Origin of the sequence: Rhodovulum sp. MB263 (genome assembly GCF_002073975.1) — a bacterium.
Taxonomy (GTDB): Bacteria; Pseudomonadota; Alphaproteobacteria; order Rhodobacterales; family Rhodobacteraceae; genus Rhodovulum.
In genome coordinates, this window is sequence record NZ_CP020384.1 from 620,381 (window position 1) to 635,484 (window position 15,104).

The window sequence follows — 15,104 nt, forward strand, 5'->3', positions numbered from 1 at the left end:
TAATCGCCGGCAAACATGTTTGATCTCTTAAGGTTCGCCTCTATCGCTATCCGATGCGTTCTGATCTGGCGTCGATTGAGCGGCTATAGTCGCGCGATAATCCTTTGCGTGAGGCCGCGATCGCGATACCTCACCTCCGTGAAACACTGAGAGATGAGCCACAGGCCGCGTCCGCGGGTTCGCTCACTTGCAAGCACTTTGTCGGGGTCCATGGCCTCCGGCGACGGCACAAAAGCGGGGCCTTCATGCGACAGGCATAAAAACAGTCGCCCGTCAAGTTTCAGAACCCGAAGGGAGAACCGCGCATCCTCCCGCCCAGTGGAAGCGTGCTCAACGATGTTGTTGATGATCTCGGTCATGCCAAGACGAAGTCGTATCTGCTCGTCCGGCGAATAATTTTCGCTGACTTCGTGGCATATAGCGTCCCAGATTCGGGGAGCTTCCAGGAAATCGTACTTCAATATGAAGCGACCGGGCATGTCGCGCGCCCGTCAGGAGGCTTCGAGCAGCGCGATGGCATCGGAGCGATCGGCGGCAACGAGGAAAAACATGTCCATGCGCAGCAGCTTGAAGATTGTCTCGACTGCCGGGGTCAGGCCGCACATGGCAATGCGTGCGTCAGTGTCTTTTCCCTTGGTGACGCCGACGAGCGCGCCAATCCCGGTTGAATCCATGAATTCCACGGAGGTGAAATCCAGTATGATCCGGTCGTGGCCCTTGATCAGCGGTGACAACTGCGAGTGAAAGGCAGTCGCATTGCTTGCGTCCAGGCGCTGCGTGTCGATCACGAAGATGACCACTCCAGCTAAGGTTTCGGTTTTGATCATGGGACCTCCGACGTTGCCTTGCAATTCTCGAGGACAATTATTGAGATATCGTCATCGAATTCGTCGCTTCCATGCCAGTCTACCATCGCTTGCTTGACAGCCGGAACGACGTCATCCAGGGGACTGCTCGCCGCCTCATGCAACAGCCGCTGAAAGCGCTCGACGCCGAACAATTCTCCGTTCGGGCCACCGCATTCGGTGATGCCGTCGGTATAGAAGACGACCCGGTGGATCTGTTTGAGATCCACGAGGAATTCCTCATATGAGACGCCCTCCTGCAGCCCTACCGGGAATCCGCCCTCGCCCAGCGGAAAAGGCGGGCCGCCGTCGATCGGCGTGGCGATCGGGTGAGGATGTCCGGCCTGGCACACCCGCATTTTCTCATCTGCCGAGACCGTCGCCAGCAGCATCGTGAAATAGTCGTTGTCCGGCGGGATGGATTGGAAGATCTCGTTCAATTCCTGCACATAGCTGCTTAAAGTCCGAGACTGTTCGAAATTGCTGACGACCCCCAGGTCGATGATGTAGCGGGAAATCGCGAAGGTCATCATCGCGGCGCGTGCGCCATGTCCGGCGATGTCGAGCGAATAGAGCCCGAAGGTTTCGTCGCCCAGGCTGAAATAATTGTAGAGATCTCCCGACACCGCAGAGGATGGCAGCAAGGCGGCCGACATCTTGAAACGGCCAAAACGCACCTTGTCAGGTGGCAGTAATCCAAGTTGAAGCTTGGCGGCTGCGTTGATGTCGTTCCTCAGCTTGCGAATGGCGTCGTCGAGTTCCTGGTTGCTTTGCGTCAACTGCGTGTTGCTGAGCGCCAGCTGGGTTTGCAGGTCGAATATGCGTTCAGCTGCACGGACCTTGGCGGCCAGCATTTCCGGATCGAAGGGCTTGACCAGAAAGTCGTCGGCGCCGGCCTCCATGGCCGACAGGTAGTCCTCGCGGCTTTCGCGCGCGGTCAGAAGCAGGAAAAAGACGTGCCGTTGCCTCGCTTTACGGCGGATCTCGGCGCAAAGATCGACGCCTGTCATCCCGGGCATCATCCAGTCGCTGATCACCAGATCCACGTTCAGGCCGGCCTGAATTTGGTTCAGGGCATTCTCGGCGCTATCCGCTGCGTGCAGAATATGGCCGAGCTGCCCTATGCTGTGGATGATCAGTTCCCGGATCAGATCGTCGTCGTCGACGACAAGAATTTCCATCCGTGCCTCCCTGCTAGGCCGTCATGTCTTGGGAAGGTGCAGGATCCTCCGCTGGCAGCGGATCCTGGGCATCGCCGCCCGAGTCCCAACTCGGGCTCATCGGATCGGATGTCACGTCGAAGCTTGCATCTGTGCTGGCGAGATCGCCAGGGTCGGACGACGCGGCGGGTTCGTTCGGCCTCAAGGTCAGGCTTTCGGACTCGAACGGGGCGAGATCGCCGGCGGCATCGTACACATCGATCGAGACCGTTCTGCCGCCCTGATCCGAGAAGGTCTGCAACTGCAGGCCGCGCACCAATTGCTCGAAAATCTCCACTGGCGCGTCGCCCTCGAGGATCGCGTCCCGCCCGTCGTTTTCGAAGCGCAGGCTGGGAGCCCCTTCGCTCAGGGCAGCTGACAGCACCGGATCGGAGGCCGCTTCGTCGGACAGGGCAAGGGTATCGTCGGGGAAAAGCACATCCTCCGTCAGTGTGACGACGACCCGGGATACGCTGTCGATACTGTCGATCGTGAAGTCGGGAGCGATTGCAACCGATACCTGCACGGGGGCAGGCTCGGGAACCTGGACATCGAAGGTCGCCGTGGTTTGGGCGATGTCGCCCGTACCGGGGATTGTGGCATAGGCATCGACGGTCAGGGATAATGTGCCGAACCAGTCCGCTGGCGGAAGAAGCTGCAATCCGTCGAGCTGTCCGGTTTCGAGCGACCAGACCCCGCCGCCGATGTTGCGTCCGGCCGTAAGATAGGCGTCTTCGGGCAGTCCGCTCAGAGTGATGGAAAGCGCCTCTGTCCCGTCCGGCACGACCGTGGCGGCCGAGATGTTCAGATCCACCGGTGCGTCGAAGACACCGAGGGCGTCGACCACAATCAGGATCGGCGCGTCCGCGACCGGTGCCGCCGTTACCGTTACCGAGCTTGAAACCGAGACGGGATCAGCGGTGCCATCCTGCAATGTCGCCTCGATCTGCAGCTCGAACTGTCCCGAAAAGTTGGGCGGCGGCGTGATCGTCAGGCCGGCGAGATCCTCTGGAAGCAGCGCATGACGGCCCCCGCCGAGATCGGTTCCGGCGTTCAGTACCGCTCCGTCAGGCAGGCCCGAGATCACGATGGAGGTCACGCTTTCCGACCCGTCCGTATCGCCCGAGCTCAATGCTATGCTCAGGGGGATGGGCTGGTCCTCATCCCCCTGCGCGGCCTGGACGATGAGCGAGGCGGTATCGGTCAGGGGCGCGATTGCGATCGAGATCGTCTCTGTCGTGATGGCCGCGTCACCCTCGTCTTCCAGCGAGATCGCTCTCACGTCAAAGGTCAGCTGGCCGCTGAAATCGGGAGGCGGCGTCAGGGTGAGACCGGAAAGATCCTCGGCTGTCAGGATCCAGGTCCCGCTTGCCGGGTCGCGCGTTCCCGCGCTCAGCACCGCGCCCTCGGGCAACCCGAGAACGGCGAAGGACAGGGTCTCGGAACCATCGGTGTCGATGAGCGCGCCGGCGACGGTCAGGCTCAGCGCCTGATCCTCGACCCCGTCGGGCGCGCCGACCGACAGGTCGGGCGCATCCGCGACCGCGTCAACCAGAACATCGATGCGAGCAAGGGTGATCGGAAAGGACAGAATCTTGCCGACAACCGTCAACGTGACGTCGGAAGCATCATGCTCGGGCGGCGTATAGGTCAGGTTTGCAAGCAGACTGACGGCGATGATCCAGTCGCCGTTTTCATCGAGATAGCCGCCCGACAATGTCCCGCCTTCCGGCACGCCCGCGATACTGATGGAAGCGAGCCCGGCCAGATCGAAGAGGAGCAGAAAGCTCCCCAGATCTATTGGCGTGTCTTCCTCTCCGCGTACGTCATAGCTCTGCCAGACCTCTCCTTCCTGCCCTCCCGAGACAGTCACGGTGACGTTCTGGTTCCAGACAGCCACGTCGCCATTGCTGGATTCTGTGGCTACGGCTGTCGTCGTGAAGCCGAAGCTGCCAAAGAAATCTGTCGGGGGGCGCAATGTCAGCCCCGCCAGATCCTCTGGCGTCAATGACCAGAGGCCATCGCCCGCATAAGTGCCTGCCGACAGGCGTGCGCCTTCCGGCAGGCCGGACACGAACTGCGTCAGTGTCTCTGACCCGTCGACATCGCTCAGTCCGCCCCCGATATTGAAGGGAATGATCGAGACGTCATCGCTCGAGGCGCCGGTGATCGTGACCGTCGGCATGTCGGCCACGGCCTCCACCTGCAGATCGAAAGCCGCGTTGACCTCGGCGCCATCCGTGAGCTCGAAGCGGACGGCGATGCGCATGTCGACATCCGAGTCATTGGGAGGCGTCAGCAAGAGCCCCTCGAGGTCCGCTGCGGAAACCAGATAGCTTCCGTCCGGTTGCAACTCGCCGGCAGAGAGGGTCGTTCCTTCCGGCAAGCCGGAAATCGTCGCGGAATTCAGGTTCGAGAAGCCGGTGGCATCGAGGAAGGCTTGTCCGAGCTCCAGCGCCACGGCCGTGTCTTCCTGGGTGGTCAATCCGTTCAGCGCGATCACCTGCGACGGCGGTGGCAGCGAAGGCTCGTCTGCAAAGACTGTCACCGGCAGCAAAAGGGTGGTGGACGCGACGCCGCCGACCGGATCGCTGGCAATGGCCACAATTTCCAGATCGAAATCGCCTGTGAACCCTGCGGGCGGGATCAGGGTCAAGCCCTCCAGATCGGCCGCGCTCAGGGACCAGGTCGTAGAGCCGTCGGCCGCGACAGCGGCGATCATCCGGCCGAGAGGGTGGCGCCCTCTGGCAGGCCTGCCAGGGTGAGGGCGAGGCTCTCGCCCGGGGCGGGGTCGATCAGCGCGGCGGAGAGATCGAGGGCGATGGCGCCGTCCTCGGCGCCGGTGGCGGGCGCGACGGTGAGGTCGGGCGCATCGACGACCGGGGTGACGGTGACCGCGAGCGGGGCGGTGACGCTGCGGCTGTCGGGGCCGAGGCTGGCGACGGCGGTGACGGAGAGGGCGAGATCGCCATGGACATCGGGCGGCGGGGTGAGGGTGAGCCCGGCGAGATCCTCGGGGGCGAGCGTCCAGCTGCCATCGCCATTGTCGGTGCCGGCCGAGAGGGTGGCGCCCTCTGGCAGGCCTGCCAGGGTGAGGGCGAGGCTCTCGCCCGGGGCGGGGTCGATCAGCGCGGCGGAGAGATCGAGGGCGATGGCGCCGTCCTCGGCGCCGGTGGCGGGCGCGACGGTGAGGTCGGGCGCATCGACGACCGGGGTGACGGTGACCGCGAGCGGGGCGGTGACGCTGCGGCTGTCGGGGCCGAGGCTGGCGACGGCGGTGACGGAGAGGGCGAGATCGCCATGGACATCGGGCGGCGGGGTGAGGGTGAGCCCGGCGAGATCCTCGGGGGCGAGCGTCCAGCTGCCATCGCCATTGTCGGTGCCGGCCGAGAGGGTGGCGCCCTCTGGCAGGCCTGCCAGGGTGAGGGCGAGGCTCTCGCCCGGGGCGGGGTCGATCAGCGCGGCGGAGAGATCGAGGGCGATGGCGCCGTCCTCGGCGCCGGTGGCGGGCGCGACGGTGAGGTCGGGCGCATCGACGACCGGGGTGACGGTGACCGCGAGCGGGGCGGTGACGCTGCGGCTGTCGGGGCCGAGGCTGGCGACGGCGGTGACGGAGAGGGCGAGATCGCCATGGACATCGGGCGGCGGGGTGAGGGTGAGCCCGGCGAGATCCTCGGGGGCGAGCGTCCAGCTGCCATCGCCATTGTCGGTGCCGGCCGAGAGGGTGGCGCCCTCTGGCAGGCCTGCCAGGGTGAGGGCGAGGCTCTCGCCCGGGGCGGGGTCGATCAGCGCGGCGGAGAGATCGAGGGCGATGGCGCCGTCCTCGGCGCCGGTGGCGGGCGCGACGGTGAGGTCGGGCGCATCGACGACCGGGGTGACGGTGACCGCGAGCGGGGCGGTGACGCTGCGGCTGTCGGGGCCGAGGCTGGCGACGGCGGTGACGGAGAGGGCGAGATCGCCATGGACATCGGGCGGCGGGGTGAGGGTGAGCCCGGCGAGATCCTCGGGGGCGAGCGTCCAGCTGCCATCGCCATTGTCGGTGCCGGCCGAGAGGGTGGCGCCCTCTGGCAGGCCTGCCAGGGTGAGGGCGAGGCTCTCGCCCGGGGCGGGGTCGATCAGCGCGGCGGAGAGATCGAGGGCGATGGCGCCGTCCTCGGCGCCGGTGGCGGGCGCGACGGTGAGGTCGGGCGCATCGACGACCGGGGTGACGGTGACCGCGAGCGGGGCGGTGACGCTGCGGCTGTCGGGGCCGAGGCTGGCGACGGCGGTGACGGAGAGGGCGAGATCGCCATGGACATCGGGCGGCGGGGTGAGGGTGAGCCCGGCGAGATCCTCGGGGGCGAGCGTCCAGCTGCCATCGCCATTGTCGGTGCCGGCCGAGAGGGTGGCGCCCTCTGGCAGGCCTGCCAGGGTGAGGGCGAGGCTCTCGCCCGGGGCGGGGTCGATCAGCGCGGCGGAGAGATCGAGGGCGATGGCGCCGTCCTCGGCGCCGGTGGCGGGCGCGACGGTGAGGTCGGGCGCATCGACGACCGGGGTGACGGTGACCGCGAGCGGGGCGGTGACGCTGCGGCTGTCGGGGCCGAGGCTGGCGACGGCGGTGACGGAGAGGGCGAGATCGCCATGGACATCGGGCGGCGGGGTGAGGGTGAGCCCGGCGAGATCCTCGGGGGCGAGCGTCCAGCTGCCATCGCCATTGTCGGTGCCGGCCGAGAGGGTGGCGCCCTCTGGCAGGCCTGCCAGGGTGAGGGCGAGGCTCTCGCCCGGGGCGGGGTCGATCAGCGCGGCGGAGAGATCGAGGGCGATGGCGCCGTCCTCGGCGCCGGTGGCGGGCGCGACGGTGAGGTCGGGCGCATCGACGACCGGGGTGACGGTGACCGCGAGCGGGGCGGTGACGCTGCGGCTGTCGGGGCCGAGGCTGGCGACGGCGGTGACGGAGAGGGCGAGATCGCCATGGACATCGGGCGGCGGGGTGAGGGTGAGCCCGGCGAGATCCTCGGGGGCGAGCGTCCAGCTGCCATCGCCATTGTCGGTGCCGGCCGAGAGGGTGGCGCCCTCTGGCAGGCCTGCCAGGGTGAGGGCGAGGCTCTCGCCCGGGGCGGGGTCGATCAGCGCGGCGGAGAGATCGAGGGCGATGGCGCCGTCCTCGGCGCCGGTGGCGGGCGCGACGGTGAGGTCGGGCGCATCGACGACCGGGGTGACGGTGACCGCGAGCGGGGCGGTGACGCTGCGGCTGTCGGGGCCGAGGCTGGCGACGGCGGTGACGGAGAGGGCGAGATCGCCATGGACATCGGGCGGCGGGGTGAGGGTGAGCCCGGCGAGATCCTCGGGGGCGAGCGTCCAGCTGCCATCGCCATTGTCGGTGCCGGCCGAGAGGGTGGCGCCCTCTGGCAGGCCTGCCAGGGTGAGGGCGAGGCTCTCGCCCGGGGCGGGGTCGATCAGCGCGGCGGAGAGATCGAGGGCGATGGCGCCGTCCTCGGCGCCGGTGGCGGGCGCGACGGTGAGGTCGGGCGCATCGACGACCGGGGTGACGGTGACCGCGAGCGGGGCGGTGACGCTGCGGCTGTCGGAGCCGAGGCTGGCGACGGCGGTGACGGAGAGCGCGAGATCGCCATGGACATCGGGCGGCGGGGTGAGGGTGAGCCCGGCGAGATCCTCGGGGGCGAGCGTCCAGCTGCCATCGCCATTGTCGGTGCCGGCCGAGAGGGTGGCGCCCTCTGGCAGGCCCGCCAGGGTGAGGGCGAGGCTCTCGCCCGGGGCGGGGTCGATCAGCGCGGCGGAGAGATCGAGGGCGATGGCGCCGTCCTCGGCCCCGGTGGCGGGCGCGACGGTGAGGTCGGGCGCATCGACGACCGGGGTGACAGGGCTATCGTCGGCGGAGATGTCCTCGTTGGGAAATTCAACGCTGTCGGCCGGTATGGCCGGGGGAATTGTGTCAACAGTCTGGACCGATTGTGCGGCGAACTCGGCCATATCGAAAGGGGTAGCATCCTCAACGTTCATGCCATCGACGACGTTCGACATGCCGCCAGAGAGTGCATTACTAGGGAGTCCAATCGTGGCAAACGAGGCCCCGCTGGCGGGGGCACCCCATGAAAAGAACGGCACCGGCCCGAGATCGGAGACTGACATGGCTGTCGTCTCGCCTGCGCGCCAAGCCTCGATGGTCTCTGCCAAGGGCTCGCCGACGGAGGCGGGAGCGGGCGCGCGGAGCAGGGTTGGCTCTTCGACCTCGCCCCGATGGATCAAAGACAGGCTGCGGTCATCGACGGCACGTATGGCCGCGTTTGCGTCTACAGGGCGTTCGATAACTTCGACGCGCTCGCGGCCAGGCCGTGCAACCTGAGCGCTCAACGCGTCATTCTCTGTCCCAAGTGGAGGATCCGCAGTATTTTCACCCTCAGCCATCAAACGCTTCCCCAGAACCCTGGGTTACCTTTCCCCCAGCGTACCATCGACTATTGTGTAGAGCGGCTTTAAAAAATACTGAAGAATGGTCTTTTTCCCGGTCAAAATTTCGGCGTGAATCGTCATTCCAGGAAGAAAGTGGCGCGCTTCATCTTCTGAGCCAATCTGGCGAGAATCTAAATGTATGCGGCATAGGTAATATGGCACTTTGTTGGCGTCCAGGAATGTGCTGGGCGATATGCTCGAGATCTCTCCATAGACATGTCCGTAGCGGCTGAAATCAAAGGCAATGACCTTCAGTTTCACCGCCTGGCCGACCCGAACAAATCCTATGTCGCGCGGTGAAATCTGAACCTCTGCGATCAGTTCGTCATCCAATGGTACCAGTCTCGCGGCTGTCTCGCCGGGCTTCAGCACACCACCAACGGTGCGTACGGCGAGCTCTTGTACAATACCTGCCGTCGGCGCCACGATGAGCAGTCGCTTGATCCTGTCATTTTGAGCGGTCAGTTGCTCACGGATCTCGGCAAGCTCTGCATTGGCGGTTCGAAGTTGGTTAAGCGCTTCTTCGAGCAAGCGTCCGTGAAATTCACTGATTCGGGTGTGGACCTGCGAGATTTCGTTGCGAAGGGACCATATGCTACGGTCCAGTTCGCGCAGTTCCGCCACCGCCATGGTCTGCTCTCGCTGTATCTCGAGCAGTTGAAGGAGCGGGTTCAACCCCTTGCCGACCAGCCCTTCGCGAATGGAGGCCTGTCGGTCAATCAGGGCCAATGCCTCGGCGAGGGTTTCCTTCTGCAGAACCACCGCCTCGATCTGTGCTTCCAATCCGGTGACCTGCTCCTGAAAAACGTTTTCCTGGCTAACGCGGACGCCAATCTGGGCATTTAAAAGGCGTTCTTGTTCCGCGATCAGTTTGTCGTCGTTTGTGAAACGATGAAAATTTGCACGCCGCCCCTCGGCGAAGGCTGCGAAACGTTCGGCCTGCAGTTGCAGTGTCGTCCGCCGAGTGATCAGTTGGTCACGGTTGGAGGTGGTCGCCGTGCTGGTCAATCGCAGCAATGGCTGGCCTTCGGCGACGACCTCGCCTTCCTTTACCAACACCTCTTCCACGATGCCGCCTTCCAGATGGTCAAGCGAACGCACGGCACCGGCGGGAACGAATTCTCCTGTACCCTTGGCGATTTCGTCGACCGGCGTAATTGCAGCCCACGCCAGGAATGCAAGAAGACCTCCGGCGATCGTCCAGATCATGGCATGGGTCAAAGGGCCGATGCCGGTATCGCGGACGAAATCCTCGACGGCGAACCCGTTCTTCATCCCGGTCGATGCGCTTTCTTCGTCAGACATCAGATCAACCCCTTGGGAATTCGGTCGCGCACCTTTTCGGCCGAGCCGAAAAAGCGTACAGTGCCATCCTCAAGCATCAGGATCTTGTCCACGATGCCGAGATGCTGGCGGTTATGGGTGACGATAAGTACGGTCGCGCCGCGAGCGCGTAGCAGCTCCAGTCCGCCGATGAAGGCGAATTCTCCCATGAAATCGATGCCCGTCGCCGGTTCGTCCAACAGAACGACAGGCGCCTTCCGAAGATACATGCGCGCCAGTGACAGACGTGAAAGCAGGCCGACAGGCAAGGTGACAAGCTGGGCATCATAGAAGGTATCCAAGCCTTCGGGTAATGCCGCTACGGCTGTCGCCGCGTCTGCGAGCTGCAGCGCTTCGGCAATGTCCGGTTCGTCGGCCTCCGGCTCTGCCATCAAGAGGTTTTCGCGGAGTGTGCCGTAATGAAAGCTTGGGAGTTGCGGGACGTAGGAAATGGCTCGACGCAGATGCGTCGGGTCGAATTGCCGAAGGTCTCGGCCATCCAGGCGAATATTGCCTGCCTGCGCGTCGTATAGCCCGGCGATCAGCTTCAGCAGAGTTGATTTTCCGCTTCCGTTGCGACCGACAATGGCAATGATCTCTCCGGGCTGCGCGGTGAAGCTCACGCCGCTCAGAATCGGTTCGGTTTCGCGCCCATATCTGAACGTCACGCGGTTGAAGGCGATCTCTCCCCGGATCGGCGGCCGCTCGCCGTCGCCTTCGCCAGGGGCGATCTCTGCCTCGGTGTCCATCAGCCGGTCGATCTGGCGGGCGGATGCGACCAGCTGACCGACTCGCGTTGCTGCCAGGAATGCGTTTTGAACCGGCGCGATCAGGCGCCAGACCAGCATCATGCTGGCGATCAGCCCGCCGGTCGTCATGGCATTGGCGAGCACCAGGAAAATGCCCGCGAAGAGTGTCGCAAGAGCTGCTCCTGTGCCAAGCGATTGGCCGATGGCTGCCAAAATCTGGGCCGAGGTGGTATTGCGCTCGCTCGCCCGGGCTGCCTTTGCCGCGCTGTCGCGATAGCGTTCCAGCCAAACCGTTTCGCCGCCCGCGGCCCGGATCGCACGCATGCGATGCATCATTTCGAGCGTCACGAGCTGGCGTTGAGCGTTCGCCTTTGCAACTTCCGCACCACGGCCACGCATATGCCGCTCACCGATCGCCGCCAGCGCTGCAAACAGGATCATGAAGCAGAGCGGGACCAGGGCCAGCCAGCCACCGACGATGGCGACAGCGGCAATGAAAAGCAGTGTGAAGGGCGTGTCGAGCAGTGCCTGCTCGAGCGGGCCGCGCAACAGATCCCGGATTCGATCCACGTCGCGCACTCTGGCAATCTGGCTCGACAGTCCCGCTCTCTCGGTCGTGCGACTGGGCAGTGTCAGTATTCGGCCGAAGACCGCGTTCCCGACGATATATCCCAACCGCTGGCTGGCGCGGTTCATGATCCGACCGCGGAGCCGACGCATCAGCATTTCCATCCAGGCGGCGGCGACCACTCCAGCGGCAAGATAGGCGAGCAGGGCGGTCGATTCCGACACCACCACCTTGTCGTAAACCGCCATCACGAACAGTGGGTTCGCCACCGCTGCCAGATTTGCGAAAAACGTCAGCAGCAGCGCGCGCAGGATCAGCGGAAGCTGCGCACGCAGTCTTCGGCCGAGCCAGGATTTCCCGATTTCCGAAGCAGGCGTTTCGACGCGTTCAAAGCGAATGAGCGTGCCCCTGCCCAGGCGCTCCGAGGCCCGGGTATCGCCCGTGCGCATCCGCAGAAAGCGAGGCTCTCCACGGAGGGGCAAGAACAGCAAGCCTTGCGTCATGCCGCCCGGCCCGAGGGCTGTGCGGGCCAGATCCTTGCCGGAAAACACCCGACCGCGCCTGATATGTCCCGCAAAGCCGAGCCGGGCAGCGGCGTTGAGCGTGTCCAGCACTCTGTCGCCCGAGAGATCCAATGCGAAGGACAGGCGCAGATCCCGAAGCTCGCCCCGCCAGCCGAGATCGCGCAGCGCGTCATACAGGCAGGTGGCAAGTGTTTCGTCGACGGGGTCCTGCGCCTTTCCTTGCGCATGCATGGCAGGGGGCGCCCCGAAACGGGCCAAGGGCCCATTGGCCCCACCGGATCGGCTTTCGGTTCCGGTATCTGCCATCAGAATGTGCCCTCGACGGTGCTGATCCGTCCGTTTGCCAGCCGCACGATCGCATCGGCGCGGCCCAGGACGCTTGGCCTGTGACTGACGAAAAGGATCGCACAACGTTCGCGGATATCTGCAAAAAGCTCGGCGACCTTTTCATCGCCCTGGTCGTCAATTGCCGAATTGGCGTCGTCGAACAGCAGGACCTGCGGGTCCAGGGCCAGCGCCCGGCAAAGGGCGATGCGCTGCACGACACCGCGTGGCAACCCGTCGGCGGCGTCGTCGCCGACGATCGTGGCAAAGCCCTTCGGCAATGGCTTGATCAGCTCGGTGAGACCGGTTCGCTCTGCGGCTCCGAGCGCGGCATCGACGCGTTCGGGGGCGAACATCGAAATGTTCTCGAGGATTGAGCCTGCGAACAAGGTCTCTTGCTGGGACACCAGCGAGATGGTCCTGCGCAGGCTTTCGTCGGTATAGTCGGATAGGGGATGTCCGCCCAGGAGAACCTCTCCGGCAGTCGGGGAGTACAGGCCTGCGGCAAGGGCCAGCAGGATGCTCTTGCCACTGCCGTTGTCTCCGACAAGACCGATTGTATGACCTTCCCGAAGGTCCAGATTGACGCCGTCGAGCACCCGCTTGCCATTGTTATCGTCGAAGACGACGCCGCGCAGGCTCAGCCTCGGCGGTGCCTGACTGGCGTTCAGAATGCCGGAGGAAGCCGATCTGACGGGGATTTTGAAAATCGCATCCATCTGCTCGCGCCCGATGCTGGATGTCTGCAGGCGCGAAGCCAGAAGAATGAGGTTTCTGATGAGTGCCAGGAAACGACCTGCCAGCAAGGTCGAGGCAGATAGTCCCCCTATCGACATATGGCCCTGCAATATCAGCAGACTGCCCAGCACGATGACCCCGATGATCGAGAGCTGTACGACGAGTTGCGACAGGTCGGTCAGCCGCTGATCGGCCGTGAATGCCTCCCCCTGCGCTGCAAGGCGCCGCTTCTGAAGGGCCTCGTATCGGCGCAATACCGGGCGTTCCAGATTGGCGACCTTGAGCGAGGGCAGGCTTGAAAGCGTGCTGAGCAGGAAATCGTATCTCTGGTCGTCCAAAGACAGCGCGCGGGCGAGAGCCTCTCGCGCAGAGCGGTTTGCCGGTGCTGCCGCAACAGCCAGGGCAATGGCGCCGAGAGCAGGCGCGATGATCACCGGACCGCCCAGAATCCAGATCATCCACATGAAAACGAACAGGAAGGGGAAATCGCAGATGGCCAGAAGCGTTTGCCCGGTCCCATTGAAGCGTCGCTGAGCAACGGCGGCGAGCCGCTCCATATGCGCGCCCGGCGAAACACGCTCAAATGCCGCCAGGTCGGCGTGAAAGAGATGACGTGCGGCGCCACAGCTGGCCCGGACTTCATAATCTGTTGCAAGGGGCGACAGAATTCTGGACCGCGCGATCTTTAGAACGGTCTCAAGTGCTAAGGCGCAAAGAACGCCCAACCCTATGAGGGCGGCTGTATTTTCCGAGTGATTTGGGATGATGCGGTCGTAAACTTGCAGGATGAAAAGCGGCGCCGCCAAGGATAGCGCGTTGATGCAGAGCGAGGCTATTCCGATCGAGACATAGGGGAGGGCGCCGGGTCTTTTCAATGCGTGCCTCGTTCCTCATGGGCGCACCGAACAATGTGAGCACATCGAACGGAGCAACAGGGGGCGCGCGACGACTGAAGATGCGTCGCGGTGTCGCCGGATCTCATTTAAATGAGGCTGCCTAATAAAGCGTAATCGCCAGATGTAAGCTGAGGTTGCGCAGACGGGATTGCGTGCCGAGGCGGTCGATGTGGTGATTTTTCTGCTCCGCCGGTATTTATTGTAAACAAGTCATGTACGGATTTGGAGAATTCGCGCTGATTTATAAAATCAGGTGTTCTTTCGGTGTCGTTTCTGAATCGAAGAGACCAAGGTCTTCGGCGGCTTGGGCGTGCGATTTCCTGCTCTCAAGGCGTGACAATATCCTGCGACGACAATCACCTTGCCGCGCAAGATCCTTCGATTGTGCAATAAGGTGTACACTTAACCTTCTTGGCTAACGAATGACATTACGGTTTCGATGGGACGTCTCCCCATGTTGCGGTAGCCCAGATGCGGGCGCTGGGTGTTGTAGTGGACGAGCCAGGCGTCGAGATCGGCCTGGAGCGCCTCGACAGTCTCGTAGAAGGTCTCGCGCATCTTCACGCGGAAGAACTCCTCCAGAACCGTTCCGTTGAAGCGCTCGACGAAGCCGTTGGTCTTCGGCGTGCGGACCTTGGTGCGGCGATGCTCGATGGCGTTGAGGTCGAGATAGAGCTCGTAGGGGTGCTTTTCGGTGCCGCAGAATTCGCGGCCGCTCGCCATTGGGCTCGAACCAATGGCGCCTTCAATGGCTCGCTCGGTCAGCACCGCTTTCACCGGCAGGTCCAGGGCGCGGTAGAAGGGCAGCACGTCGTTGTGCAGCACCGCGACCGCCGCCTCGGGCTGCCTGGAGACGTGCAGGAAGCCGAAGGCGTAGCTGCCGAAGGTGTCGACGACCGCGTGCAGATAGACCTTGCCGATCCCCTTCAGCGTGCCGACGAAGAACGTGTCGGCCGAGAGCAGCTCGCCGGGAGTGCCTGATTCCACGTGTCTTTCCCGGAAGCACGGGTTCTGCTTCTCGAGGAAGGCGGCCTGTTCGGCAGTGATCTCGATGGTCTGGCCCGCATGGGCGTCCTCGAGCGCCAGCCAGCGGTCGCAGCGCGTGCCCAGGCCGTCGCCAGCGGGCTCGAACCGGTGGCGCCACGCTGGCGACCGTTCAGGATCTTCTGATGCCCGGGCTTTCGCAGGCAGAGCGGCGCGCGCGGACCGCGGGGGCAAGTGCCGGAACCTCTCTGTGCGATCTTTCGGGCGGCCTGTGCCAGCTTGCGGTGCTGGCGCAATCGCTGTCCCACGATCCCGTTGCCCTGTTACTCGACGAGCCGACCGCCGCGCTCGATATCCGGCACCAGTTCGAGGTGATGGAGGCCTTGCGCGATGCCGGTCATGGCCTTCATATCAACGTGCTCGGACGACCCGGCGCGGCCTGACGGGACGCTGGCTCCCAGGCGGTGGCGAACGCCTTCATCCTCTGTGTGCGCCGGGCTGGAT

Annotated in this window: 9 protein-coding genes and 1 pseudogene; 1 reads left to right on the forward strand and 9 read right to left on the reverse strand. The window is 64.2% G+C overall.

What is annotated here, in order from left to right; all coding sequences use genetic code 11:
* Positions 1 to 83: 83 nt before the first annotated feature.
* The 9 genes and pseudogenes from B5V46_RS03045 to B5V46_RS03085 all read right to left on the reverse strand — a co-directional run.
* Positions 84 to 479 (reverse strand): ATP-binding protein, encoded by a 396-nt coding sequence (locus B5V46_RS03045; RefSeq protein WP_080615217.1) that lies wholly within the window; start codon positions 477 to 479, stop codon positions 84 to 86.
* A 12-nt stretch (positions 480 to 491) separates the two neighbouring features.
* Complete coding sequence (locus B5V46_RS03050) at positions 492 to 827, reverse strand: STAS domain-containing protein (protein ID WP_080615218.1); 336 nt, start codon at positions 825 to 827, stop codon at positions 492 to 494.
* Entirely contained in the window at positions 824 to 2,026 is a 1,203-nt protein-coding gene (locus B5V46_RS03055) for a PP2C family protein-serine/threonine phosphatase (protein ID WP_080615219.1), read from the reverse strand. The genes B5V46_RS03050 and B5V46_RS03055 overlap by 4 nt, the downstream gene beginning before the upstream one ends.
* 13 nt (positions 2,027 to 2,039) lie before the next feature.
* Complete coding sequence (locus B5V46_RS03060) at positions 2,040 to 4,766, reverse strand: hypothetical protein (protein ID WP_080615220.1); 2,727 nt, start codon at positions 4,764 to 4,766, stop codon at positions 2,040 to 2,042.
* Positions 4,763 to 8,065, reverse strand: a complete 3,303-nt coding sequence (locus B5V46_RS03065) for a hypothetical protein (RefSeq protein ID WP_080615221.1) — start codon at positions 8,063 to 8,065, stop codon at positions 4,763 to 4,765. Before B5V46_RS03065 ends, B5V46_RS03060 begins: the two co-directional genes overlap by 4 nt.
* Positions 8,066 to 8,473: 408 nt before the next feature.
* Entirely contained in the window at positions 8,474 to 9,799 is a 1,326-nt protein-coding gene (locus tag B5V46_RS03070) for an HlyD family type I secretion periplasmic adaptor subunit (RefSeq protein ID WP_080615222.1), read from the reverse strand.
* Complete coding sequence (locus B5V46_RS03075) at positions 9,799 to 11,964, reverse strand: peptidase domain-containing ABC transporter (RefSeq protein ID WP_080615223.1); 2,166 nt, start codon at positions 11,962 to 11,964, stop codon at positions 9,799 to 9,801. Before B5V46_RS03075 ends, B5V46_RS03070 begins: the two co-directional genes overlap by 1 nt.
* Positions 11,964 to 13,595, reverse strand: a complete 1,632-nt coding sequence (locus tag B5V46_RS03080; RefSeq protein WP_080615224.1) for a peptidase domain-containing ABC transporter — start codon at positions 13,593 to 13,595, stop codon at positions 11,964 to 11,966. Before B5V46_RS03080 ends, B5V46_RS03075 begins: the two co-directional genes overlap by 1 nt.
* A gap of 423 nt (positions 13,596 to 14,018) precedes the next feature.
* Positions 14,019 to 14,732: pseudogene (locus B5V46_RS03085) on the reverse strand (integrase core domain-containing protein); the annotation flags it as partial.
* 53 nt (positions 14,733 to 14,785) lie between these two features.
* On the opposite strand from B5V46_RS03085, the gene B5V46_RS20125 reads away from it, so the two are divergent.
* On the forward strand, positions 14,786 to 15,043 hold the full coding sequence (locus B5V46_RS20125) for an ATP-binding cassette domain-containing protein (protein ID WP_080615225.1): 258 nt from the start codon (positions 14,786 to 14,788) through the stop codon (positions 15,041 to 15,043).
* The last annotated feature ends 61 nt before the right edge of the window (positions 15,044 to 15,104 follow it).